Source organism: Streptomyces sp. (assembly GCF_031181705.1).
Taxonomy (GTDB): Bacteria; Actinomycetota; Actinomycetes; order Streptomycetales; family Streptomycetaceae; genus Streptomyces.
In genome coordinates this window covers 1-22,016 of the sequence record NZ_JAPSKN010000018.1, presented here as the reverse complement: position 1 = coordinate 22,016, position 22,016 = coordinate 1, and the positions used below count along the sequence as shown (strand labels likewise).

The following is a 22,016-nucleotide window of genomic DNA, read 5'->3' as shown; positions in this document are numbered from 1 at the left end:
AGATCGCGATGCCGGGAGGCAGGCTCACCCAGCAGGAACGCCAGCAGATCGCGCTGGGACTGGCCGACGGCCTCGCCTACGCCGAGATCGCCCGACGCCTGGACCGCCCGACCTCGACCGTCACCCGTGAGGTGATGCGCAACGGCGGCCCCACCGCCTACCGGGCCGATCTGGCCCATCGCGCCACCGAACAGCGCGCCCACCGCCGCAGGCGGGCGGCGCCCCGGGACGCCGGCGCGCCCCCGCTGCCCCACGGCCGGGACCCCGAGGCGGTGCGCCGGTACGAGGAGGTGTTCACCACCCTCTTCATGCGGCAGGGCCTGCCCAAGATGATGTCCCGGGTGCTGACCTGCCTCTACACCACCGACGAGGGCAGCCTCACCGCCGCCGAACTGGTCCGCCGCCTCCAGGTCAGCCCGGCGTCCGTCTCCAAGGCCGTGGCGTTCCTGGAGAGCCAGGGCCTCATCCGCCGCGAGCGCGACGAGCGCCGCCGCGAGCACTACATCGTCGACGACGACGTCTGGTACCAGTCGATGATCGCCGCCGCCCGGGGCAGCGCCGAGATCGCCGAGGCCGCGCGGCAGGGCGTCGGCATCCTCGGCCCCGGCACCCCCGCCGCCGTCCGTCTGGAGGGCATCGCCCGCTTCGTCGACTTCGTCACCGAGAGCATGGCCCGCGCCGCGGAACAGGCCCGCGACTGCCTCTACACGAAGCCCCCCGCGACGGCGGACACCACCCCCGAGCCGGCCCCGACGGGGACCGCCTCCGACCGAAGGGCCGTCACCGGCCGAAGGCCGGCCACCGACTGAGGGCCCGTCACCCCAGCAAGGCCGCCACCACCACCAGGACCGGCACCGCCAGGACCGTCGACAGCAGGATCGCCTCCCGGGCCAGCACCTCGCCCACCCGGTAACTGCTCGCGTACGTGAACAGGTTCTGCGCCGCCGGCAGGGCGGACGTGACCACCACGTCGAGCAGGGGCGCCCCGCGCAGTCCGAACACGCCCGCCGCCAGGGCCCAGGCGACCAGGGGCTGGACGACCGACTTGAGGGTCACGGCGAGGAGCACGGGGGTCCGCTCCGCGCCGCGCAGGGGGAGGGTGCTGCCGCGCAGCGAGATGCCGAAGGCCAGCAGGACCGCCGGGACCGACATGTTGCCGATCAGGACGAGGGGGTCCATCAGCGGCCCCGGCACCGTCAGGCCCGACGCCGACGCCGCCACCCCCGCCAGGGAGCCCAGCGCTACCGGGTTGCGCAACGGGGTGAGCAGACGCTGCCACAGCGGCCGCTTCGCCCCGCCGCTCGCCAGGTCCAGGACGGTCAGCGCCACCGGTGTGACACCGACCAGCTGGAACAGCAGCACCGGCGCGACCAGTGAGGCGTCGCCCAGCACGTACACGGCGATCGGGATGCCCAGGTTCCCGGAGTTGACGTAGCTGGAGCACAGGGCGCCGATGGTCGTCCGGCCCACCCCCCAGCCGCGTGCGGCGCCCACGGCCACGAAGACGCCCGCCGCCGCTGCCGTGCTCAGCGCCGTGACCAGCAGCCGGTCCGAGAAGATCACCGACAGGTCGGCCCGGGCGAGCGTCGTGAACAGCAGGGCGGGGGAGGCCACGTGGAAGGCGAGCTTGGTGAGCACCTCGCGCCCGCCGTCCCCCAGATACCCCCGGCGGCCGATCAGATAGCCGACCGCGATGACGACGGCGATGACGGCGAAACCGCTCAGCACCCCCTGCACGGCACCCCCCGACCGGCGAAGGAGGGGTCACGCGGCGCGGGAGGGGCAGATGCATGGGGCATACAGCAAACCCTCGGGGCCGGGCCGCACCCGGGTCAATGTGATCCTCACGGCGCCGGCGGGACGGACCGCCCCGATGAATTACCGCAGCCCGCCCGGTCTACCGATCGTGGACGCCATGACACCGCCCGTGCTCGTACTGCCCGGACCCGTCACCCGGGACGAGGTGAACGGGCTGAGCGACGACGTACGGGCACTGCTGCGCTCCGGCGGCGCCCGGGTCGTGGTCTGCGACGTCGCAGGGCTGGGCCCGCCGGGGCTGGCCGCCGTGGACCTGCTGGCGCGGCTTCAGCTGGCCGCGCGCCGGGCCGGGGGCCGGATCCGGCTGCGCGACCCCGACCCGGCCCTATGCGCCCTGCTCGACCTGGTCGGGCTCCGCTTCGAGGTGGAGGGGCAGGTCGAACAGCGGGAACCAGCGCTGGGTGTCGAGGAAGCAGTGGAACCCGGTGATCCGGCCGTCTGAGATCTCCAGCACCTGCACGGCCCAGGGCGTGAAGCCGCCCTTCTCCGGGTCCGGCTTGTACTGGGCGAACCCGGGCAGGCCGTTGACCTGGACCGGCACCAGCCGGGAGCCCGCGCAGGGCGCGCCGAGCGTGGTCATGAAGCCGGTGATGTCCCGCACGCCGGTCAGCCACAGGTCGAACGGCGGCATCGTCATGACGGCGTCCTCGTGCAGCAGGGCCGTCAGCGCCGTCATGTCGTAGCCCTCGAAGGCCGTGACATAGCGGTCCAGCAGCTTCCGCTGGTCCTCGTCGAGCGGGTCGCAGACGGCCGCGTCCGCGCCCGGCTCCTGCCGCTCGGCGAGGGTGGCCCGGGCTCGCTGGAGGGCGCTGTTGACCGACGCCACCGACGTGTCCAGCAGCTCGGCGACCTCGCTCGCCTTCCAGGCCAGCACCTCGCGCAGGATCAGCACCGCCCGCTGCTTGGCCGGGAGTTGCTGCAGGGCGGCCATGAACGCGAGCCGCACGGACTCCTTGGCGACCGCCGCCTCCGCCGGGTCGTGGGTCGTGGGCAGCACGCGGGCGTCGGGCATGGGCTCCAGCCAGGTGTTGTCCGGTCGGGGGGAGAGGGCCGCCTGGGCCAGCGGGGTGGAGTCCGTCAGGTCCATGGGCCGGGCGCGCTTGTTGCCCGCGGTCAGCATGTCCAGGCACACGTTCGTCGCGATGCGGTAGAGCCAGGAGCGCAGGCTGGAGCGGCCCTCGAACTTGTCGTAGCTGCGCCAGGCGCGGACCATCGTGTCCTGCACCGCGTCCTCCGCCTCGAAGGAGGAGCCGAGCATCCGGTAGCAGTAGCCCGTCAGCTCCGTGCGGTGTGCCTCCAGCCTGGTGTCCAGATCCGTCGGTGTCGCCGTGCCGTTCGCCATCTCCACCCACCCCTGTGGACGTCCTGTTCACGCGCCATCGCGCCCCAGCACTTCGGAAGCTACCGCAGCCCACTGACAACGGCCCCCCGAGCGCATGAAGGCGCAGGTGGGAGGTGGTGATCCACTACCTCGCGGGGGCAGCCGCACCCCTTCGCACACGCCGCCCCGGCAACGGCCCGAGCCGCCCCCGGCAGCAGGGCGGCCCGCAATCTCAGGCGGCGGTGGCGAGGTGCCGCTGGTGCCGGGCCGCCCGGGTTCCGAACAGCGTGATCGTCACGACGCCCAGGACCGCCAGCAGCCCGACCCCGACGGTCCCGGCCCAGCCGCCCGCGTGGAAGGCGAGGGCGCCGGCCGTACTGCCCGCGCTGGAGCCGATGTAGTACGCGGACTGGTAGAGCGCGGAGGCCTGGGCGCGGCCGTGCGTGGCGGTCTTGCTGACCGCCGAGGAGGCCACCGCGTGCCCCGCGAAGAAGCCCGCCGTGATGAGGACCAGGCCCAGCAGGACCAGCGGCAGGGAGCCCGCAAGGGACACCAGCAGGCCCGCGGTGGTCGTGCCGCCGGCCGCGTACAGCGCGCCCCGGCGGCCCAGCCGGCCCACCAGGCGCCCGGCCGTCGACGCCGAGACCGTACCGACCAGGTACACCAGGAAGATCGAGCCGATGATGCCCTGCGGCAGCGAGAACGGGGCCTCGGTCAACCGGTAGCCGATGACGGTGTAGACCCCGCCGAACACCGTCATGAACAGCGCGCCGATCGCGTACAGCCGGCACAGCAGCGGGTCGGACAGGTGGTCGCGGACCGTGCGGGCCAGCACGCCGGGCCGCAGCGAGCCGGCCGTGAAGTGCCGCGGGGCGGGCAGCAGCGCCCGGAAGGCCACCGCGCAGCCCACGGCGATCACGCCGATGACACCGACGGCGACCCGCCAGCCCCACTCCTGAGCGACCCAGCCGGTGATGACCCGGCCGCTCATCCCGCCGACACTGTTGCCCGCGACGAACAGCCCGATCGCGGTGACCAGCGCCTTGGGGCTGACCTCCTCCGCGAGATACGCCGTCGCCGAGGCCGGCAGCCCGGCCAGCGCGGCGCCCTGCAGCGCCCGCAGCACGACCAGGACGCCCAGCGAGGGCGCGAAGGGCACCAGCAGCCCCACGGTCACCGCCACGGCCAGCGAGGCCGTCATGACCGTACGCCGTCCGAAGCGCTCCGACAGCGCGCTCATCGGCAGCACGAACAGCGCCAGCCCGCCCGTCGCGGCCGCCACGGTCCAGCTCGCGTCGCTCGCCGCGACCCCGAACTCGCCGGAGATCAGCGGGAGCAGCGCCTGCGTGGAGTACAGCAGCGCGAAGGTCGCGACACCCGCGAGGAAGAGGGCGAGGCTCATCCGGCGGTAGCCGGGCCCGCCCGGGGACACGCGTGAGCCGGAAGCAGGGACGGAGGCATCGGCGCCCACGGCGGTGGACGCCCCGGTACTGGCGGGAGACATGCCTCGAACGTACGGACCCTTTGACTGATCCGTCCAATGCATGGAACGGCCATAATCGTTCCCATGGCGCATCAACGCAGTTCAGGCGAGCGGCTGTCACCGTCCAGTGACACAGAAGACATGGTGACGACGCTGGCGCCACGCCTGGCGTACTTCGCCGGCGTGGCCCGCACCGAGCACGTCACCCGCGCGGCCCGGGAGATGAACGTCCCGCAGTCCACGCTCTCCCGCTCCATGGCCCGGCTGGAGCAGGACCTGGGCGTCGACCTGTTCGCCCGGCACGGCCGCACGGTCTCCCTCACCCCGGCCGGCCGCACCTTCCTCACCTCCGTCGAACGCGCCCTGGCGGAGATCGGACGGGCCGCCGAGGAGGTCCGGGCCGACGCCGACCCCACCACCGGCAAGGTGGCCTTCGGCTTCCTGCACACCATGGGCGCCGAGACCGTACCCGGTCTCCTCCAGGCCTTCCGCGCCGACCACCCCCGCGTCCGCTTCAGTCTCGTGCAGAACTACGGCGAGGCCATGCTCGAACGCCTGCGCGCCGGCGAGCTCGACCTGTGCCTGACGTCCCCGGTCCCCGACGCGCCGGACCTGGTCGCCCGCCGCCTGGACGAACAGAAACTCCGCCTGGTCGTCCCGGCCGACCACGCCCTGGCCGGCCGCCGCCGCATCCGCCTCGCCGAGGCGGCCGACGAAACCTTCGTCACCCTGGAGCCGGGCTACGGCCTGCGCCGCATCACCGACGATCTCTGCAAGGAGGCCGGCTTCAAGCCCCGCATCGCCTTCGAGGGCGAGGAGGCGGAGACCCTGCGTGGCCTGGTCGCGGCGGGCCTGGGGGTCGCCCTCCTGCCACCGCCGGCGGTCCCTCGCCCGGGAGTGGCCGAACTGACGGTCACGGCTCCCCGGGCCGTACGCGAGATCGGCGTGGCCTGGCTGGAGGGCCACCCCGACACGCCCCCGGTGGCGGCCTTCAAGAAGTTCCTGCTGTCCAGAAGAGGCAGCCTGCTCCCCACCTGAAGGGGCCCGCTCCCCACCTGAAGGGGTGCGGGGAAACCTGAAGGGGCGCGGGGAACCGCGCGAGCGACCGCCACGGACCCGCACCCCGGGAACCGCCGGCAGCCGGACGGCGCTACCCCCGCGACGGACTGAACCCCGCCGCCAACGGCATCCGCAACCCCAACGGCGGCGGCGCGGCCAGCGCATCCCGCACGGGCCGCGACACGGGCCGCCCGAACACCGCCCCCATCACGAAGTCCTCGGCCAGCGCCAGCACTTCGTCCCGGTACTGGTGCAACCCGTGCCCGTCCGCGTGCACTTCGAACCGGCACACGTCCCGGTTCGCCTTCTTCGCCCGCGCCGCCAGCCGGAACGACAACTCCGGGTCCGTCCGCCCGTCGTTCGTGCCGTGCACGATCAGCACCTGCCGGCCCACCAGTTGCCTCACCGGTTCGGGTGGCGCCGCCACGTCCTCCTCCGGCAGCCAGGGGGCGAGCGCCACCACGGAGTTGACGGCCTCGTGCCCACCCGCGTGCAGCGCCGCCCGCCCGCCCATCCCCACCCCGGCGAGGCAGACCGGAACGTCTCCGTAGCGCCGTACGGCCTCGTCCGCGGCCCAGGCCGCGTCGCGCGCGAGATTCGCCTCGCTGCCGTTCCAGCCGCGGCAGCGGTAGTGCACCACGTGCGCGGCGAACCCCTCCTCCCGGCCGGCGCGGGCCAGCCGGCGCCCCAGGGCGCGCACGGAGGCGGTCGCCAGCAGCGGCGACGGCCTGCGGCTGGAGACCTCGTCACCGCCGGGAAGCAGCAGCACCACGCCGCTCACCGCCGTCGGCTCCGGTCCGAGTGTCCTTCCCAACCGGGCCCTGCGCGCCGGCGTCGCTTGGTGTGCCATGACAGAACAGTGTCAGAAGGCCGGGTGTACTCGACCTGTCCCGGCGGTCACCGTTACATATCGACGGAAACGTCAAGCAGTCGAGGACGCGCCGTCTACGCGCGTAGGAGTTAGAGTGCGGAAATGACGAGCCAGACCATCGCGAACACCCCGACTCCGGACCAGATCCGCCGGGCGCCCAAGGTTCTGCTGCACGACCATCTCGACGGCGGCCTGCGCCCCGCCACCATCGTCGAACTCGCCCGCGGCAACGGCTACACCCGGCTTCCCGAGACCGACCCGGAGAAGCTCGGCCTCTGGTTCCGCGAGGCCGCCGACTCCGGTTCCCTGGAGCGGTATCTGGAGACCTTCTCCCACACCGTCGCCGTCATGCAGACCCGCGACGCCCTGGTCCGGGTCGCCGCCGAGTGCGCCGAGGACCTCGCCGCCGACGGCGTCGTCTACGCCGAGGTGCGCTACGCGCCCGAGCAGCACCTGGAAGGCGGGCTCGGCCTCGAAGAGGTCGTCGAGGCCGTCAACGAGGGCTTCCGGGAAGGGGAGCGGCGCGCCCGGGAGGCCGGACTGCGCATCCGCGTCGGCGCCCTGCTCACCGCCATGCGGCACGCCGCCCGGGCCCTGGAGATCGCCGAACTCGCCAACCGCTACCGCGACCTGGGTGTCGTCGGCTTCGACATCGCGGGTGCCGAGGCCGGCTACCCGCCCACCCGGCACCTCGACGCCTTCGAGTACCTCAAGCGCGAGAACAACCACTTCACCATCCACGCCGGCGAGGCCTTCGGGCTGCCGTCCATCTGGCAGGCCCTGCAGTGGTGCGGCGCCGACCGGCTCGGGCACGGCGTGCGGATCATCGACGACATCCAGGTCCACGAGGACGGCCGGGTCGAACTCGGGCGGCTCGCCTCGTACGTCCGCGACAAGCGCATCCCGCTGGAGCTGTGCCCGAGCTCCAACCTCCAGACCGGTGCCGCCTCCTCGTACGCCGAACACCCCATCGGGTTGCTGCGCCGGCTGCACTTCCGGGCCACGGTCAACACGGACAACCGCCTGATGTCCCACACCAGCATGAGCCGGGAATTCGAGCACCTTGTCGAGGCGTTCGGTTACACGCTCGACGACATGCAGTGGTTCTCCGTCAATGCGATGAAATCAGCGTTCATTCCTTTCGATGAACGACTGGCCATGATCAATGACGTGATCAAGCCCGGATATGCCGAGCTGAAATCCGAATGGCTGTTCCGTCAAACCGCCTCCACCAGCGGTTCTTCACCCTCCGAGGGCTGACCGGGCGGGAATCGGCGCACAGCGGGTGCGGGCGGTGTTCACAATCCGTCCGCATTTCGATGTTTGCGGCGAGCGGCGCTGGGTGTCTACGGTCGCTGGACCGCTCACACACCCCGTCATCCCATTACGAGGACGCCTTTCATGAAGCAGTCTGCTGCCAAGTCCCTCGGTGTCGCCGCTCTCGGTGCCGCCTTCGCCGCCGCCGGCGCCGGTGCCGCCAACGCCGCCGCCCCGGCCCTTCCGGACACCGCCCAGACGCTCGAGACCGTCACCACGGCGCTCCCGGCGGAGCAGTTCTCCCAGACGCTGCCGGGCTCGGGCGAGGCGCTGGGCCAGGGGCAGACGGCGGCCAGTGCCGGTCTCGCCGCCGCCCAGCCGGTGGCCGAGCAGCTGCTGGCCGAGGGCCCGACCGGCCCCGCCGCCAAGCTGCTGGGCGGTCTCCCGGTGCAGGGCCTGCCCACGCACGGCCTGCCGGTGAACGGCGTGCCGGTCGGCTGACCGTACGCCGAGGCGGACACACGCCGGTGGGGCGCACCCGTGGACACGGGGTGCGCCCCACCGGCGTTCCGGCGCGGGTGCGTCACCAGGCCGTCTGCGCCTTGCCCTGCGTCCCGCTCTCCGCGGGCAGCAGGATCCACAGGGCGATGTAGAGCAGGAACTGCGGGCCGGGCAGCAGGCAGGAGACCAGGAAGATCACCCGCATCGTCGTCGCGGAGGTGCCGAAGCGCCGTGCCAGTGCGGCGCACACTCCGCCGATCATGCGGCCGTGGGTGGGGCGGGCGGGGCGGGACATGTGCGGCTCCTTCACCGTCGGTGTGCGTGAGGCCTCTGGTCCGAGTACCCCATCTGCACTCCACGCTACGGAGACGAAGGGGGTAAAGCGTCGCTCCACGGGGCGATCCCGACCCTGGGAATCGTCGGGGTCCGACCCTGAGCCGGCTCCTCCACGGCCAGGGGCGCGCGGGGTGGGTACGCGCCGGTGCGGCGGCGCAGCCAGGAGCGGCCGGCGGGCACCAGCGCGAGGTGCGCGAGGACGACGCCCGCGGTGTTCACGAACAGCGAGTCCACGTCGACGACCTGGCCGGGAACCCCGGTCTGCAGCAGTTCGATGCCCAGCGACAGCAGGGCGCCGGCCGCGGCGGTGCGCAGCAGGGACACCAGGGGCGAGACGACCAGCCGGCCGCTCGCCATCGGCAGCAGCACGCCCAGTGGGGCGAGCAGGGCCAGCTTCTCGCCGATGGGGCGGACCGCCTGCGGCCAGCCCAGGGCCAGGTCGGCCCGGATGCCGGCGAAGGGCCGCAGATTGGCGGGCATCACCCAGGGCACGTCCAGCGGCCGCAGCGTCAGCCAGGCGACGAACGCGAGATGCGCGACGAGGAGGACACCCCCTGTCACCCGGATACGGAACGCGGCGCTGCCGCCGATGGAGCCTTGACGCTGCACGCCCCCCTAGACGCCGCCTGCGGCGGGATCGGTTCCGGGAGGGGCCCCGGTACGGCGGTGAGGCATGCGCCACAGCGGGTCCGCGTCACTCCGCGGCGACCTCCTTGGAGGGCGGTGCCGTGCTGCCCGGGCGGGCCCGCACCTCGTCGGTGCACTCGTAGCGGCGCGGCCGCTCGGCCCCGGGGCCCGCCAGGACCACCGAGCCGTCGCCCTCGGCGGCCGTCGAGTCGGAGAAGGTGCAGACGATCTGCGCGAGGGCGTACGAGGTGAGGCTGTCCGGCGCCGTGCCCAGCCGCAGCGTGTCGTCCGGGTCGCCGGGCCGGGGCCCGCCCACCGTGATGCCGCCGCGTACGTCGGTGCTGTACCCGGCCTCCTTCTCGGCGGGCGAGGGCGGCTGCGCGAGCTGGTCCAGCAGGCCCTGTGCGACCAGGATGCGCCGCTCGGAGTCGGCCGTGCCGTCCGGTACCCGCACGGTCCGGTCGACGGTGACGAGCTGGGAGCCGCACAACAGGAACACCTGCACCGGCAGGCCCCGGGCGGCCTGCGCCGACCCGTCCGGCTCGGCGAGCGAACACTGCACCCGCGAGGGCGCGGGCCCGTAGTTCGTCGGCACTTCGGTGGCCCGGATCCCGCACCCGGCCAGCAGCACGGCGAGTACCGGGAGACCGGCCAGCCGGGACACGCGCGCCGGGCGCCGCCACCGCCGGTCCCGAGTCCTCCGCGCCGCCGGGGCCGTGAGGGCCCTCCCGGGCGCCACCGGGCCCGCACCGCGTGCCCCTGCCGCGGCCCGTGGACGTCGTACGGTCATCGGGCGTCCCCCTTCGCGTCCTCATCCGTGTCGTGGCCCGCGTCGTCCCCCGGCTCCTCGCCGTCCCCGGCGGGCCGCTCCCCGGGTTCGGAGGAGTCGCGCGGGAGGCGCAGGGTGAACACGGCGCCCGAGTCGGGGGAGTTGGCCGCGGTGATCTCGCCGCCGTGGATATGGGCGTTCTCCAGGGCGATGGACAGGCCCAGGCCGCTGCCCTCGGAGCGCGGCCGGGAGGCGCTGGCCTTGTAGAAGCGGTCGAAGACGTGCGGCAGGACGTCCTCGGGGATGCCGGGTCCGTGGTCCTGCACCTGGATGACGAGGGAGTCGTCCTCCTCGCGGACGGACACCCGCACCGGGGAGCCGCCGTGCTTGAGCGCGTTGCCGATGAGGTTCGCCAGGATGACGTCCAGCCGGCGCGGGTCCAGCCGGGCGTGGATGCCGCGCTCGGCGTCCAGCTCGACCGCGTCCAGCCAGGCGCGGGCGTCGACGCAGGCGGTGATCTGGTCGGCGATGTCGACGTCGTCCAGCACGAGCCGGGCGGTGCCCGCGTCGAAGCGGGTGACCTCCATCAGGTTCTCGACCAGGTCGTTCAGCCGCCGGGTCTCGCTGACGACGAGCCGTACGGCCGGCTCGATCATCGGGTCCATGCTGCCGGTCTCCGCCTCCAGCTCCTCCTCCAGCACCTCCGTGACGGCGGTGATGGCGGTCAGCGGCGTCCGCAGCTCATGGCTCATGTCCGCGACGAACCGCCGGGACGCCTCGTCCCGCGCGGCCATGTCGGCGACCCGTTTCTCCAGCGCCTCGGCCGCGTTGTTGAACGTCCGTGACAAATCGGCCAGTTCGTCGGTCCCGGACACCCGCAGCCGGGTGTCCAGCTTGCCCTCGCCGAGCCGCCGGGCGGCCGCCCCGAGCCGCTGCACCGGCTTCAGCACGGTCGTCGCCGCGGCCTGCGCGAGCAGCGCCGAGCCGATCAGCGCGAGACCCGTGGCGATCCCCAGCGACCAGGCCAGCGAGTTGAGGTCCTTGGCCTCCGGCTCCAGCGACTTGAGCATGTAGCCGGTCGGACCGCCGCCGATCACCCGCGTACCCGCCACGAGGTAGGGGGTGTCGTGGTCGACTATCCGCTGCCAGTACAGGTGGTACGGGTGCTTGTCGGACCCGTCGGCCTGCTGCCTCTTGTTCACCGCAGTGCGCAGCGACACCGGCACGTCCCGCAGCGAGAAGCCGCTCAGCCCGCCGGAGCTGCCGTAGACGGTCTTCCCGTCGGCGTTGCGGGCCACCAGCAGCACGCTGAAGCGCTGGTCGCTGCCCGCCATCTGGCCGGCCGTGTGCTGCAGTTCGTCCTGCGTCGGCTGCTCGGGCAGCGCGCTCGCCCGGTTCTGCATCTCCTGCTCGAAGTCCCGCAGCACGGCGTCCTGGGTGCGGGTGAGCACGGCCTCGCGGTTGAGCCAGTACGCGATGCCGGACGCGGACACGGCCGCCGTCAGGGCCACCAGGCCGAAGACGAGGACCAGCCTCAGCCGCAGGCTGGTGAAGCGCAGCCGCGACAGAACTCCCTTGCGTGCCGCGGTCCAGCCGCGGGTCCCCCCTGGGTGCTGCTGGGTCACTGAGGCGGATCCAGCCGGTAGCCGACACCCCGCACGGTACGGATCAGCGTCGGGGACGACGGCACGTCCTCGACCTTGGCGCGCAGCCGCTGGACACAGGCGTCCACCAGCCGCGAGTCGCCCAGGTAGTCGTGCTCCCACACCAGCCGCAGCAGCTGCTGCCGCGACAGCGCCTGCCCGGGCCGCCGGCTCAGCTCCAGCAGCAGCCGCAGCTCGGTCGGCGTGAGCTGGAGGTCCTCGCCGTTCTTGGTCACGGTCATCGCCGAGCGGTCGATGACGAGGCTGCCGAACGTCGCCGCGTCGTTGGACTCCCGCTCGCCGCGCCGCAGCACGGCCCGGATCCGGGCGTCCAGCACCCGCCCCTGCACCGGTTTCACCACGTAGTCGTCGGCCCCGGACTCCAGCCCGACCACCACGTCGATGTCGTCGCTGCGCGCGGTCAGCAGGATGATCGGCAGTTGGTCCGTGCGCCGGATGCGCCGGCACACCTCGAACCCGTCGATGCCGGGCAGCATCACGTCCAGCACGATCAGATCCGGCCGCTGCTCGCGCAGCAGCTTCAGACCGTCCTCACCGCTGGCAGCGGTCGCCACGCGGTGGCCCTGGCGCGTCAGTGAGAGCTCCAGGGCCGTCCGGATGGCGTCGTCGTCCTCGATCAGCAACAGGGAAGGCACGGGCTCATTCTGGCCCATGGAGGGCTCGGGGTTCGACCGGTGGGCCCGAGAGGATCCCGCCGGTACCGGTGAACCCTGTGGACGAGGTGTGTCGGTCCTGTGGCCGACCCCTGTGACAGGTCTGTGACAGTCGGCGGACACGGCCATGAAAGTGCGACGGCAAGCTTTTCGGCACAGGCAAGGAAGCCCGCCCGACCGGCGGGCCGCACACCGGAAGTCCACGACGGGGGGCGCGAGATGAACACGCTGCACGGCACCAGCTCCAGCGCAGTGATCACGCGTCTGCACGACGTGCACCGGGGTTCCGAGAAGTCCGGTGCTGTGAGCGGGCGGGGGTGCGCTCGCGGCGCCGGGCGTCAGCACACCGGGTTCATGACGGTGGTTGACGCACGCACGGGGGAGAGCAAGGGGACGGGGGCGGTTCACGGGGGAGCCGCGTACGGGGAGGACTCGGGGGAGCGTCGTTCACTGACGGAGGCGGAGTTCACCGCCTACGTCCAGGAGCGCCGCGCCTCCCTGTACGCCACCGCCTACCACCTCACCGGTGACCGCTTCGAGGCCGAGGACCTGCTGCAGAGCGCGCTGTTCTCGACCTACCGGGCGTGGGACCGGATCAGCGACAAGGCCGCGGTCGGCGGATACCTCCGCCGCACCATGACCAACCTGCACATCAGCGCCTGGCGGCGCCGCAAGCTCAACGAGTACCCGACCGAGGAACTGCCGGAGACGCCCGGCGACACGGACGCGATGCGCGGCACCGAGCTGCGCGCGGTCCTGTGGCAGGCGCTGGCCCGGCTGCCCGAACTCCAGCGCACCATGCTGGTCCTGCGCTACTACGAGGGCCGCACGGACCCGGAGATCGCGGAGATCCTCGACATCAGTGTCGGCACGGTGAAGTCCAGCATCTGGCGGTCGCTGCGCCGGCTGCGGGAGGACGAGGTCCTCAGCTTCGGCCGTGACGAGGAGGACGCCTTCGGCGAGCTCGTCGCCTGAAGGTACGGGGGGGAGCACCACAAGAGGGGGCCCACGGGGGATCTGTGGAGACGCTGGGGGGCGTCTCCCCAGGAGAGTGGGGACACGGGGGAACACGGGGGAAACGGAGAGCGGGACTGGAGGGCCGGGGGGTCCGTCCAGTCCCGCTTCTTCGCGTGCGCCGCGGGTCCCCGCCTGCCCGCCGGCGGCTCGGTCCCACCGGAGGACCCGGTCCGTGCCGGCACCCGACGGGCGGCGACGGAGTCCCGCGGCGAACGACGCGTGGTCCTCGCCGCCGGAGCCGCCGCCCGGTGCGACCGCGCACTCCCACTCCGCGGGGGCGCGTGTGTGACGAAGGGCCACCGGCCCGGGGCCGGGTGGCGCTGACGGGCGCGCCGCCGGACGTCGAGGCCCGCCCGGGGCGCACACCGGAGGCCGGCGAGGGCGCCCCCGCGCGGGGTGCGGATCCGTCGCACGTCCTCGGCCGAGCGCCCGGTCGGGCCGCGAGCGCGGCCACGAGGCACGGCCCGGGGCCTCAGGCCGCCGTGCGCATCCCCTCGCAGCGGCCCGCTGCCGCCAGCCGCTCCAGCGCCTCGTCGCGGTCGCAGGCGTACGCGCCCAGGGCGGTCTGGCGGGCGACGATGGTGCGTTCCTGGCGCATCAGGCGCCAGCCGCGGCGCAGCAGGAACGGCACCGACTTGCGGCCCTCCCGCAGATCCCGCAGGAAGCGGCGGCGGAACGTCTTCACGGGCCCGCGGCTCAGGCACAGCGCGTCGGCGAGGACGCCGAGCTCCCGGCAGCGCGTGACGATCTCGGCGGCGAAGATGCCCTCCGCGATGAACAGCGGGGTCCGCCCGATGTCGACCGTCTCCGCGCCGGTGCGTGCGCTGAGCCCGAGGTCGTAGACGGGAACGTCCGTACGGCCCGTGCGGCACAGTTCGGTGATCGCGGCGACGGCCGTGTCCGCGTCCCAGGAGTCCGGGTGGTCCCAGTCGATGTCGGAGCTCCCCGCCACCAGGGGCAGTGTCGGGTCGTCGCCCTCCTTGTAGAAGTCGTCGAGGCGCAGCACCGGGAGGCCGGAGCGGGCCGCGAGGAGGGACTTGCCGGAGCCGGAGGGGCCGCAGAGCAGCACGACTCGCGCGGGTATGGACGCAGGGGAACTCACGGGACACCAGTGTGGGGCATCCGCCGGGGGCCGTACGACCCCGCGGGTCGGCTTTGATGCGGGCGTCACACCTCAACTACCCTTCGCGTTGATTCGGTTACCGAGTGCATCAGAAGGTGGCAGCGATGGCCCGACACGACTCCCCCAAGAAGCCGACCGCCCGGCGTGCTCTGGCCGTCCTCGCCACCGCGGGAGCGGCGCTGGGCGCGGGCACGGCGACCGCCGCGGCGGACACCACGTCCCTCCTCGGCGTGGTCAACACGCGACCCACCGACCTCGGCAGGATCGACCCCCAGTCCGGCCTGCAGGCCACGACCGGCACGCTCGGCTACGTCACCGGCCCGGTCGCCGGCCTCAAGCCCAACCCGCTCGCCGGCACGGGAGTCGACCCGCTCGACAACGGCGTCGGCACCCAGCTCGCCGACTTCAAGCCGATGACGTCCCAGGCGCTGACGGGGCCGGTGGCGCAGGCCCGGTCGATCGCGGGCATCCCGGTGGTGGGACAGGCGGCGGGGCTGCTCTCGCAGCAGCGGTAGCCGCGCACACGGCGAAGCCCCGGCCCTCCCGGACGGAGGAGAGCCGGGGCTTCAGTCGTGGGGCGCCTAGTAGGAGGAACCCGACGCGCCCAGCGACCCCGTGGGGTGCCAGACCGTCTTGGTCTCCAGGAACGCCGTCATGCGGTCGGTGCCGGGCGTCTGCGCGTAATCCACAGGCTGTGGACGCAGGACGCGCTTGAGGTTGTCGGCCGCGGCGATCTCCAGCTCCTTGGCGAGGACCTCGTCGGCGCCCGCGAGGTCGATCGCGTTGACGTCCTGGTGGGCGGCGAGCGGGGTGGCGATCTCCGCCGTGCGGCCCGACAGCACGTTGACCACGCCGCCGGGGACGTCCGAGGTGGCCAGCACCTCGGCCAGGGACAGCGCGGGCAGCGGGGCCTTCTCGCTGGCCACCACGACCGCCGTGTTGCCGGTGGCGATCACCGGGGCGAGCACCGACACCAGGCCCAGGAAGGACGACTCCTGGGGTGCCAGGACCGCCACCACGCCGGTCGGCTCGGGGGAGGACAGGTTGAAGAACGGGCCCGCGACCGGGTTGCCGCCGCCGACCACCTGGGCGATCTTGTCGGTCCAGCCCGCGTACCAGACCCAGCGGTCGATCGTGGCGTCCACGACCACGGCCGCCTTGGACTTCGACAGGCCCTCCGCGTCGGCCACCTCACGGGTGAACTGGTCCCGGCGGCCCTCCAGCATCTCGGCGACGCGGTAGAGCACCTGGCCGCGGTTGTACGCCGTCGCCCCGGACCAGCCGCCGAACGCCTTGCGGGCCGCGACGACCGCGTCCCTGGCGTCCTTGCGGGAGGCCAGGGGCGCGTTGGCCAGCCACTTGCCCTTCGAGTCGGTCACCTCGTACACCCGGCCGCTCTCGGAACGCGGGAACTTCCCGCCGACGTACAGCTTGTAGGTCTTGAACACACTGAGACGGTCAACTGCATTCATCTAACGCTCGCCCTCCGGGCTCGACGGGGCGAGGTACGCCTCCAGGCCGTGGCGGCCGCCCTCGCGGCCGAAGCCCGACTCCTTGTAACCGCCGAACGGCGAGGTCGGGTCGAACTTGTTGAACGTGTTGGACCAGACGACGCCCGCCCGGAGCTTGTTCGCGACCGCGAGGATGCGCGAGCCCTTCTCCGTCCAGATGCCGGCGGACAGGCCGTACGGCGTGTTGTTGGCCTTGGCGACCGCCTCGTCCGGGGTGCGGAACGTCAGCACCGACAGGACGGGGCCGAAGATCTCGTCCCGGGCGACCGTGTGCGCCTGGGTGACGTTCGTGAACAGCGTCGGGGCGAACCAGTAGCCGCTCTCCGGCAGTTCGCACGCCGGGGACCAGCGCTCGGCGCCCTCCGCCTCGCCCTGCTCGACGAGCGAGGTGATGCGGGTGAGCTGCTCCGCCGAGTTGATCGCGCCGATGTCGGTGTTCTTGTCCAGCGGGTCGCCCAGGCGCAGCGTGGACAGCCGCCGCTTGAGCGAGTCGAGCAGCTCGTCGTGGATCGACTCCTGGACCAGCAGACGGCTGCCGGCGCAGCAGACCTGGCCCTGGTTGAAGAAGATGCCGTTGACGATGCCCTCGACGGCCTGGTCGATCGGAGCGTCGTCGAAGACGATGTTCGCGCCCTTGCCGCCCAGCTCCAGGGTGACCTTCTTCCTGGTCCCGGCGACCGTGCGGGCGATCTCCTTGCCGACGGCCGTGGAACCGGTGAAGGCCACCTTGTTCACGTCGGGGTGGGCCACCAGCGCCGCGCCCGCGTCGCCGTAGCCGGGGAGGATGTTGACGACGCCCCTGGGCAGGCCCGCCTGGCGGCAGATGTCCGCGAAGAACAGGGCGGACAGCGGGGTCGTCTCGGCCGGCTTCAGCACGACCGTGTTGCCCGTCGCGAGCGCCGGGGCGATCTTCCACGCCAGCATCAGCAGCGGGAAGTTCCAGGGGATGACCTGGCCCGCGACACCGAGCGGGCGCGGGTTCGGGCCGAAGCCCGCGTGGTCGAGCTTGTCGGCCCAGCCCGCGTAGTAGAAGAAGTGCGCCGCGACCAGGGGCAGGTCCGCGTCGCGGGTCTCCTTGATCGGCTTGCCGTTGTCGAGGGTCTCGAGGACGGCGAGCTCGCGGGATCGCTCCTGGATGATCCGCGCGATGCGGAACAGGTACTTGGCGCGCTCCGAGCCGGGCAGCGCCGACCACGACCCGAACGCCCTGCGCGCGGCCTTCACCGCGCGGTCGACGTCCTCGGAACCGGCCTGCGCGATCTCGGACAGGACCTCCTCGGAGGACGGCGAGACGGTCTTGAAGACCTTGCCGTCCGCCGCCTCGACGAACTCGCCGTCGATGAACAGGCCGTAGGAGGGCGCGATGTCGACGATCGCGCGCGACTCGGGGGCCGGGGCGTATGCGAATACGGATGACACGTTGTCCATGCTCATGGGGTCTCAGTCCACCGTCACGTAGTCGGGACCGGAGTAGCGGCCGGTGGCCAGCTTCTGGCGCTGCATCAGCAGGTCGTTGAGGAGCGAGGAGGCGCCGAAGCGGAACCAGTGGTTGTCCAGCCAGTCCTCGCCCGCCGTCTCGTTGACCAGCACGAGGAACTTGATGGCGTCCTTGGAGGTGCGGATGCCGCCGGCCGGCTTCACACCGACCTGGATGCCGGTCTGGGCGCGGAAGTCGCGCACCGCCTCCAGCATCAGCAGCGTGTTCGCCGGGGTCGCGTTGACCGCGACCTTTCCGGTGGAGGTCTTGATGAAGTCCGCCCCCGCCAGCATCCCGAGCCAGCTCGCGCGGCGGATGTTGTCGTACGTCGAGAGCTCGCCCGTCTCGAAGATGACCTTCAGGCGCGCCGAGCTGCCGCAGGCCTCCTTCACGGCGGTGATCTCGTCGTACACCTTCAAGTATCGCCCCGCGAGGAACGCCCCGCGGTCGATGACCATGTCGATCTCGTCGGCGCCGGCGGCGACGGCCTCGCGGACGTCGGTCAGCTTCACGTCGAGCGAGGCGCGGCCGGCCGGGAACGCCGTGGCCACCGAGGCGACCTTCACGCCGGAGCCGGCGACGGCCTCCTTGGCCACGCCCACCATGTCGGGGTAGACGCAGACCGCGGCCGTCGAGGGCGTCGTACGGTCGGTCGGGTCGGGCCTGACCGCCTTCGCGCCGAGCGCCCGGACCTTGCCCGGGGTGTCCGCGCCTTCCAGCGTCGTCAGGTCGACCATCGAGATGGCGAGGTCGATCGCGTACGCCTTCGCGGTCGTCTTGATCGAACGCGTCCCGAGGGAGGCCGCACGTCCTTCGAGTCCGACCGCGTCGACGCCCGGGAGCCCGTGGAGGAAGCGGCGCAGCGCGCTGTCGGACGCGGTGACGTCCTTGAGGGGGTGAGCTGCGGTGAGTGCAGAACTGGGCATGGTCACCAGACGAGCATATCTACGCGCGTAGCGGCTGTACAGCCCTCCGACTCTCCTCGGGCGGATGACGGAGCGCGGAACCGGTCCGGCAGAATCGAGACATGACGAGCCCCGAACCCCAGTCACCAGCGCCGCAGCCTACGGAATCCGAGTCCGGCGACCGGGTGCACCGGTCGGTTCCGGCCATCGCCGGTGGCGCGATGCTGCTCGCCATCGCCGCGTGGATCGGCATCGACGCGGTGATCAACGGCGAGGGCCGCACGCCCTGGCTGGCCCTCGCCGTGCTGCTCCTCGTCGTACCGCTGGTGGTCGCCTTCACGCTGCGGCCCGCCGTGTTCGTGGGCCACGACCGGCTGCGGATCCGCAATCCCTGGCGGATCGTCGTGGTGCCCTGGGGGCAGGTCGCCTCGCTGAGGTCCGCCTACTCGAACGAGGTCCTCACCGGGTCCGGCGCGAAGTACCAGCTGTGGGCCGTCCCCGTCTCGCTGCGTGCCCGCAAGAAGGCCGCCCGGCGCGAGATGCGGGCGACGGCGCAGGCACGGCGGCAGATGGGGCAGGACGGGGGCCGCGGCGGCGTGACCGGAACGCGGTCGGGGCTCGGTGGCGGCTTCGAGGCCGGGCCCGTGTCCGACGGGCCGGTGCGGGCCGAGACCGACCGGATCATGGACGACCTGCGCGCGCTGCACGAGGACCGGCGCGAGGCGGCGTCGGCGCAGGGTGAGGTGACCGTGCGCTGGGCCTGGGAGATCCTGGGCCCGGCGGCCGCGGGGGCGGTGCTGGTGCTGGTCCTGGTGGCGCTGGGCTGAGGGTCCCCGGGGGCGGGTGGCCTGGAGCAGCCGCGGGTGGCCTGGGGTGGCCTGGGCTGGTCCCGGGGGCCCGGTCCTGGCGTCTGTTCCGGTGGCTGTGCGATGACGGTTCGGCGGGCTGGGTGGCCGCCGGGGTGTTGGTTCCGGTGGCGGTGGGCCGAGGGCTCCGGTGGGGCGGACGGCTGCCGGGCGGGGGGTTCGGCGGGCCCGGTGGTCGCCGGGCGGAGGGCTCCGGCGGGCGGGTGGTCGCCGGTACCGACGGTTCCCGTGGGGCGGTGGTCGCCGGTGCGGAGGGTTCCGGCGGGCCGGGTGGGCGGAAAAGCGGTGGAGCGGGCGGGGCTGCGGGCCTACGTTGCGGGGATGAGCACTCGTACCTTCCGCGTCACCGTGCGCGGGGTCTTCGACGGGCTGAGCGACGAGCAGCGGGCCGCGCTGCTGGAGCGCGCCGCCGAGCACGACATGCTGCGCGCGGCCTTCACCCCCGAGGGACACCTGGCCTACGACGTGGCGGCCCGCCCCGCCTTCACGTTCCGGTTCCTGGACTCCGGGGAGGCCGAGGAGGACATCCTGGAGGCGACGGAGCGGGCCGAGAACGCCGCGCGGGCCTGGCTGGAGCAGCGCGGATACGGCTACAAGAACCTCAGGTCGTCGGCCGAGGACCTCTCCCTGGCGCCTCTGGGCAAGCGGCAGCGGCGTGAGGCCGCGAAGCGGGGCTGCTGACCGGGGCCGGGGGCGCCCGGGGGGCGACCGGGCGCCCCTCGGGTCAGATGCCCGCGGCCGCCGACAGGTCGCGCTTGATCGACTGCAGTACGTCCGTCGCCTTCGCGCGGGCCTCGGGGAGGCCGGCGTGCGAGGCGACCGGGACGACGACCTCCAGGTAGCACTTCAGCTTCGGCTCCGTGCCGCTCGGGCGGACGATGACCCGGGCGCCTTCGAGGGTGTAGCGCAGGCCGTCCGTGGGCGGGAGGGTGTCCGAGCCCTGGGTGAGGTCGTCGGTGCGGGTGATCGGCAGACCGGCGAGCTCGGTCGGGGGCTGCTCGCGCAGGCGGGTCATGGCCGCCGCGATGAGGGAGAGGTCCTCCACGCGGACCGACAGCTGGTCCGTCGCGTGCAGGCCGTGTTCCACCGCCAGGTCGTCCAGCAGGTCGAGGAGGGTGCGGCCCTCCTCCTTCAGCTGCGAGGCCAGTTCCGCGACCAGGAGCGCCGCCGTGATGCCGTCCTTGTCACGGACGCCGTCGGGGTCCACGCAGTAGCCGAGGGCCTCCTCGTAGCCGTAGCGCAGGCCCTCCGCGCGGGCGATCCACTTGAAGCCGGTCAGCGTCTCGACGTGGCGCAGGCCCGCCTTCTCGGCGATACGGCCGAGCAGGGACGACGAGACGATCGACTCCGCGAACGTGCCGGTCGCGCCGCGCCGGACCAGGTGGGCGGCGAGGAGCGCGCCGACCTCGTCACCGCGCAGCATGCGCCAGTCGGTGCCGTCCTGTACGGCGACGGCGCAGCGGTCCGCGTCCGGGTCGTTGGCGATGATCAGGTCCGGGGAGGTCTCGCGGGCCTTGGCGAACGCCAGGTCCATCGCGCCGGGCTCCTCCGGGTTGGGGAACGCGACGGTCGGGAAGTCCGGGTCGGGGTCGGCCTGCTCGGCGACGAGGACCGGTTCCGGGAAACCGGCGCGGGCGAAGGCGGCCAGCAGGACGTCCTTGCCGACGCCGTGCATCGCCGTGTACACCGTGCGGGCGGTGCGCGGGGAGCCCTCGGCGAGGACGGCGTCCGTGCGGGCGAGGTAGGCGTCGAGGACGCTGTCGTCGAGGGTGTCCCAGCCTTCGGTGGGGCGGCGGACGGTGGTGAGGGACGGGACGGCGGCGATCTCCGCGGCGATGTCGATGTCCGCCGGGGGGACGATCTGGGAGCCGTCGCCGAGGTACACCTTGTAGCCGTTGTCGCGCGGCGGGTTGTGGCTGGCGGTGACCTCCACACCGGCGACCGCGCCGAGGTGCCTTATCGCGAAGGCGAGGACGGGCGTGGGCAGCGGGCGGGGGAGGATCGCCGCGCGCAGGCCGGCGCCGGTCATGACTGCGGCGGTGTCGAGGGCGAAGTCGCGCGACTTGTACCGGGCGTCGTAGCCGATGACGACGAGGCCGGCCGTGTCGTCCCCGTGCGGGGTCCCCTGCTTCTTGAGGTACGCGGCGAGGCCGGCGGCGGCGCGGATGACGACCGTGCGGTTCATGCGCAGGGGGCCGGCGCCGAGTTCGCCGCGGAGGCCGGCGGTGCCGAACTGGAGCGTGCCGCTGAAGCGGGCGGCGAGTTCGGCGTGGTCCCCGGCCTCGATGAGGCGGGCGAGCTCGGTGCGGGTGTCCGGGTCGGGGTCCTCGGTGAGCCACGCCTGGGCCTGTGCGATGAGTTCGTCGTGCACGGTGTGGTCAGCCTCTCCGGTTGTCGTGGGTGCGGGTGCGGGTGCGGTGCGGCGCGAGTGCGGATGCCCGCGGCGGCCTGTGCGGGGGTGGTGGGGTGCGCGTGGCGCGTGACGCCGGGTGGGGGGTCGGGGCCGCGCCGGGGGGTGTCCGTTCTCGGAACGGCGCGATCGACGTGCGTGCCGACTCACTCCCCGTTGACGCGCCAACCGCTGCGGGCGGACACCCCCCGACACGGCCCCTTCCGGCGTCCGGCGGGTGAGGGCGCGTCCGGCCCCGGCTGCGGGCAGGCGTGCCGCTGGGGCGCACCCCCGCCGCGCCGTGTGTCTTACAGGCGGCCCAGGACCTGGGCGAGCAGGGAGCCCATGCGGGTGGCGGAGTCGCGGCCC

General features: G+C 73.0%; 23 protein-coding genes. 9 read left to right on the top strand and 14 right to left on the bottom strand.

The window, feature by feature from the left end:
* Positions 1-8: 8 nt before the first annotated feature.
* Complete coding sequence (locus RIN80_RS06345) at positions 9-809, top strand: helix-turn-helix domain-containing protein (RefSeq protein ID WP_309094503.1); 801 nt, start codon at positions 9-11, stop codon at positions 807-809.
* Between the two features lie 7 nt (positions 810-816).
* Here the strand turns inward: RIN80_RS06345 and RIN80_RS06340 are convergent, their stop codons facing one another.
* Positions 817-1,737 carry an AEC family transporter gene (locus tag RIN80_RS06340; protein WP_309094502.1) on the bottom strand — a complete coding sequence of 307 codons (921 nt, stop codon included), beginning with the start codon at positions 1,735-1,737 and terminating at the stop codon, positions 817-819.
* Between the two features lie 136 nt (positions 1,738-1,873).
* Here RIN80_RS06340 and RIN80_RS06335 point away from each other — a divergent pair, with 136 nt between their 5' ends.
* Positions 1,874-2,260, top strand: coding sequence for an STAS domain-containing protein (locus RIN80_RS06335; protein ID WP_309094501.1), 387 nt, complete (start codon positions 1,874-1,876; stop codon positions 2,258-2,260).
* Here the strand turns inward: RIN80_RS06335 and RIN80_RS06330 are convergent.
* The gene (locus tag RIN80_RS06330; protein ID WP_309094500.1) at positions 2,144-3,160 is read right to left on the bottom strand and encodes a sigma-70 family RNA polymerase sigma factor; all 1,017 of its coding nucleotides are present in this window, start codon (positions 3,158-3,160) and stop codon (positions 2,144-2,146) included. The genes RIN80_RS06335 and RIN80_RS06330 overlap by 117 nt on opposite strands.
* Positions 3,161-3,371: 211 nt before the next feature.
* Entirely contained in the window at positions 3,372-4,643 is a 1,272-nt protein-coding gene (locus RIN80_RS06325; protein WP_309094499.1) for an MFS transporter, read from the bottom strand.
* A 63-nt stretch (positions 4,644-4,706) separates the two neighbouring features.
* On the opposite strand from RIN80_RS06325, the gene RIN80_RS06320 reads away from it, so the two are divergent.
* Positions 4,707-5,660: a LysR family transcriptional regulator gene (locus tag RIN80_RS06320; protein WP_309094498.1), complete on the top strand. Its 954-nt coding sequence runs from the start codon at positions 4,707-4,709 to the stop codon at positions 5,658-5,660.
* 112 nt (positions 5,661-5,772) lie between these two features.
* Here the strand turns inward: RIN80_RS06320 and RIN80_RS06315 are convergent, their stop codons facing one another.
* Entirely contained in the window at positions 5,773-6,531 is a 759-nt protein-coding gene (locus RIN80_RS06315; protein ID WP_309094497.1) for an alpha/beta hydrolase, read from the bottom strand.
* Between the two features lie 123 nt (positions 6,532-6,654).
* Between RIN80_RS06315 and RIN80_RS06310 the strand changes: the two genes are divergently transcribed.
* Positions 6,655-7,812 carry an adenosine deaminase gene (locus tag RIN80_RS06310; RefSeq protein ID WP_309094496.1) on the top strand — a complete coding sequence of 386 codons (1,158 nt, stop codon included), beginning with the start codon at positions 6,655-6,657 and terminating at the stop codon, positions 7,810-7,812.
* 141 nt (positions 7,813-7,953) lie between these two features.
* Entirely contained in the window at positions 7,954-8,310 is a 357-nt protein-coding gene (locus tag RIN80_RS06305; RefSeq protein ID WP_309094495.1) for an ATP-binding protein, read from the top strand.
* 82 nt (positions 8,311-8,392) lie between these two features.
* Here RIN80_RS06305 and RIN80_RS06300 read toward each other — a convergent pair whose 3' ends face one another.
* The 5 genes from RIN80_RS06300 to afsQ1 all read right to left on the bottom strand — a co-directional run bounded on the left by RIN80_RS06300 (position 8,393) and on the right by afsQ1 (position 12,341).
* Positions 8,393-8,605: a PspC domain-containing protein gene (locus RIN80_RS06300; RefSeq protein ID WP_309094494.1), complete on the bottom strand. Its 213-nt coding sequence runs from the start codon at positions 8,603-8,605 to the stop codon at positions 8,393-8,395.
* A 65-nt stretch (positions 8,606-8,670) separates the two neighbouring features.
* Complete coding sequence (locus tag RIN80_RS06295; RefSeq protein WP_309094493.1) at positions 8,671-9,255, bottom strand: VanZ family protein; 585 nt, start codon at positions 9,253-9,255, stop codon at positions 8,671-8,673.
* An 85-nt stretch (positions 9,256-9,340) separates the two neighbouring features.
* Positions 9,341-9,937 (bottom strand): hypothetical protein, encoded by a 597-nt coding sequence (locus RIN80_RS06290; RefSeq protein ID WP_309094492.1) that lies wholly within the window; start codon positions 9,935-9,937, stop codon positions 9,341-9,343.
* 122 nt (positions 9,938-10,059) lie between these two features.
* Entirely contained in the window at positions 10,060-11,667 is a 1,608-nt protein-coding gene (locus tag RIN80_RS06285; RefSeq protein ID WP_309094491.1) for a HAMP domain-containing sensor histidine kinase, read from the bottom strand.
* Positions 11,664-12,341, bottom strand: coding sequence for a two-component system response regulator AfsQ1 (gene afsQ1 / locus RIN80_RS06280; protein ID WP_010048893.1), 678 nt, complete (start codon positions 12,339-12,341; stop codon positions 11,664-11,666). The genes RIN80_RS06285 and afsQ1 overlap by 4 nt, the downstream gene beginning before the upstream one ends.
* A gap of 237 nt (positions 12,342-12,578) precedes the next feature.
* On the opposite strand from afsQ1, the gene RIN80_RS06275 reads away from it, so the two are divergent.
* Entirely contained in the window at positions 12,579-13,334 is a 756-nt protein-coding gene (locus RIN80_RS06275; protein ID WP_309094490.1) for a SigE family RNA polymerase sigma factor, read from the top strand.
* Positions 13,335-13,848: 514 nt separating this feature from the next.
* Here RIN80_RS06275 and RIN80_RS06270 read toward each other — a convergent pair.
* Complete coding sequence (locus tag RIN80_RS06270) at positions 13,849-14,547, bottom strand: uridine kinase (protein ID WP_309094489.1); 699 nt, start codon at positions 14,545-14,547, stop codon at positions 13,849-13,851.
* Positions 14,548-14,603: 56 nt separating this feature from the next.
* Between RIN80_RS06270 and RIN80_RS06265 the strand changes: the two genes are divergently transcribed.
* Positions 14,604-15,014, top strand: coding sequence for a hypothetical protein (locus tag RIN80_RS06265; RefSeq protein ID WP_309094488.1), 411 nt, complete (start codon positions 14,604-14,606; stop codon positions 15,012-15,014).
* 66 nt (positions 15,015-15,080) lie between these two features.
* On the opposite strand, the gene RIN80_RS06260 is transcribed toward RIN80_RS06265, so the two are convergent.
* From RIN80_RS06260 to deoC, 3 genes are read right to left on the bottom strand one after another with little or no spacing between them, the layout of a single operon-like run.
* Entirely contained in the window at positions 15,081-15,971 is an 891-nt protein-coding gene (locus RIN80_RS06260) for an aldehyde dehydrogenase family protein (protein ID WP_309094487.1), read from the bottom strand.
* On the bottom strand, positions 15,972-17,429 hold the full coding sequence (locus RIN80_RS06255; RefSeq protein ID WP_309094486.1) for an aldehyde dehydrogenase family protein: 1,458 nt from the start codon (positions 17,427-17,429) through the stop codon (positions 15,972-15,974). It lies immediately after the preceding gene.
* Between the two features lie 21 nt (positions 17,430-17,450).
* Complete coding sequence (gene deoC / locus RIN80_RS06250) at positions 17,451-18,413, bottom strand: deoxyribose-phosphate aldolase (protein WP_309094485.1); 963 nt, start codon at positions 18,411-18,413, stop codon at positions 17,451-17,453.
* A 101-nt stretch (positions 18,414-18,514) separates the two neighbouring features.
* Between deoC and RIN80_RS06245 the strand changes: the two genes are divergently transcribed.
* Positions 18,515-19,219: a PH domain-containing protein gene (locus RIN80_RS06245; protein WP_309094484.1), complete on the top strand. Its 705-nt coding sequence runs from the start codon at positions 18,515-18,517 to the stop codon at positions 19,217-19,219.
* 360 nt (positions 19,220-19,579) lie between these two features.
* Positions 19,580-19,939, top strand: coding sequence for a DUF6204 family protein (locus RIN80_RS06240; RefSeq protein ID WP_309094483.1), 360 nt, complete (start codon positions 19,580-19,582; stop codon positions 19,937-19,939).
* 43 nt (positions 19,940-19,982) lie between these two features.
* On the opposite strand, the gene RIN80_RS06235 is transcribed toward RIN80_RS06240, so the two are convergent.
* Positions 19,983-21,629, bottom strand: a complete 1,647-nt coding sequence (locus RIN80_RS06235; RefSeq protein WP_309094482.1) for a phospho-sugar mutase — start codon at positions 21,627-21,629, stop codon at positions 19,983-19,985.
* Positions 21,630-22,016: the final 387 nt, after the last annotated feature.

Bases quoted from the DNA above. Each gene is read 5' to 3' on its own strand.
- RIN80_RS06245 (WP_309094484.1), top strand. From the start codon at position 18,515: ATGACGAGCCCCGAACCCCAGTCACCAGCGCCGCAGCCTACGGAATCC.
- deoC (WP_309094485.1), bottom strand. From the start codon at position 18,413: ATGCCCAGTTCTGCACTCACCGCAGCTCACCCCCTCAAGGACGTCACC.
- RIN80_RS06275 (WP_309094490.1), top strand. From the start codon at position 12,579: ATGAACACGCTGCACGGCACCAGCTCCAGCGCAGTGATCACGCGTCTG.
- RIN80_RS06310 (WP_309094496.1), top strand. From the start codon at position 6,655: ATGACGAGCCAGACCATCGCGAACACCCCGACTCCGGACCAGATCCGC.
- RIN80_RS06265 (WP_309094488.1), top strand. From the start codon at position 14,604: ATGGCCCGACACGACTCCCCCAAGAAGCCGACCGCCCGGCGTGCTCTG.
- RIN80_RS06320 (WP_309094498.1), top strand. From the start codon at position 4,707: ATGGCGCATCAACGCAGTTCAGGCGAGCGGCTGTCACCGTCCAGTGAC.
- RIN80_RS06345 (WP_309094503.1), top strand. From the start codon at position 9: ATGCCGGGAGGCAGGCTCACCCAGCAGGAACGCCAGCAGATCGCGCTG.
- RIN80_RS06240 (WP_309094483.1), top strand. From the start codon at position 19,580: ATGAGCACTCGTACCTTCCGCGTCACCGTGCGCGGGGTCTTCGACGGG.
- RIN80_RS06335 (WP_309094501.1), top strand. From the start codon at position 1,874: ATGAATTACCGCAGCCCGCCCGGTCTACCGATCGTGGACGCCATGACA.
- RIN80_RS06305 (WP_309094495.1), top strand. From the start codon at position 7,954: ATGAAGCAGTCTGCTGCCAAGTCCCTCGGTGTCGCCGCTCTCGGTGCC.
- RIN80_RS06315 (WP_309094497.1), bottom strand. From the start codon at position 6,531: ATGGCACACCAAGCGACGCCGGCGCGCAGGGCCCGGTTGGGAAGGACA.
- RIN80_RS06325 (WP_309094499.1), bottom strand. From the start codon at position 4,643: ATGTCTCCCGCCAGTACCGGGGCGTCCACCGCCGTGGGCGCCGATGCC.
- RIN80_RS06260 (WP_309094487.1), bottom strand. From the start codon at position 15,971: ATGAATGCAGTTGACCGTCTCAGTGTGTTCAAGACCTACAAGCTGTAC.
- RIN80_RS06330 (WP_309094500.1), bottom strand. From the start codon at position 3,160: ATGGCGAACGGCACGGCGACACCGACGGATCTGGACACCAGGCTGGAG.
- RIN80_RS06300 (WP_309094494.1), bottom strand. From the start codon at position 8,605: ATGTCCCGCCCCGCCCGCCCCACCCACGGCCGCATGATCGGCGGAGTG.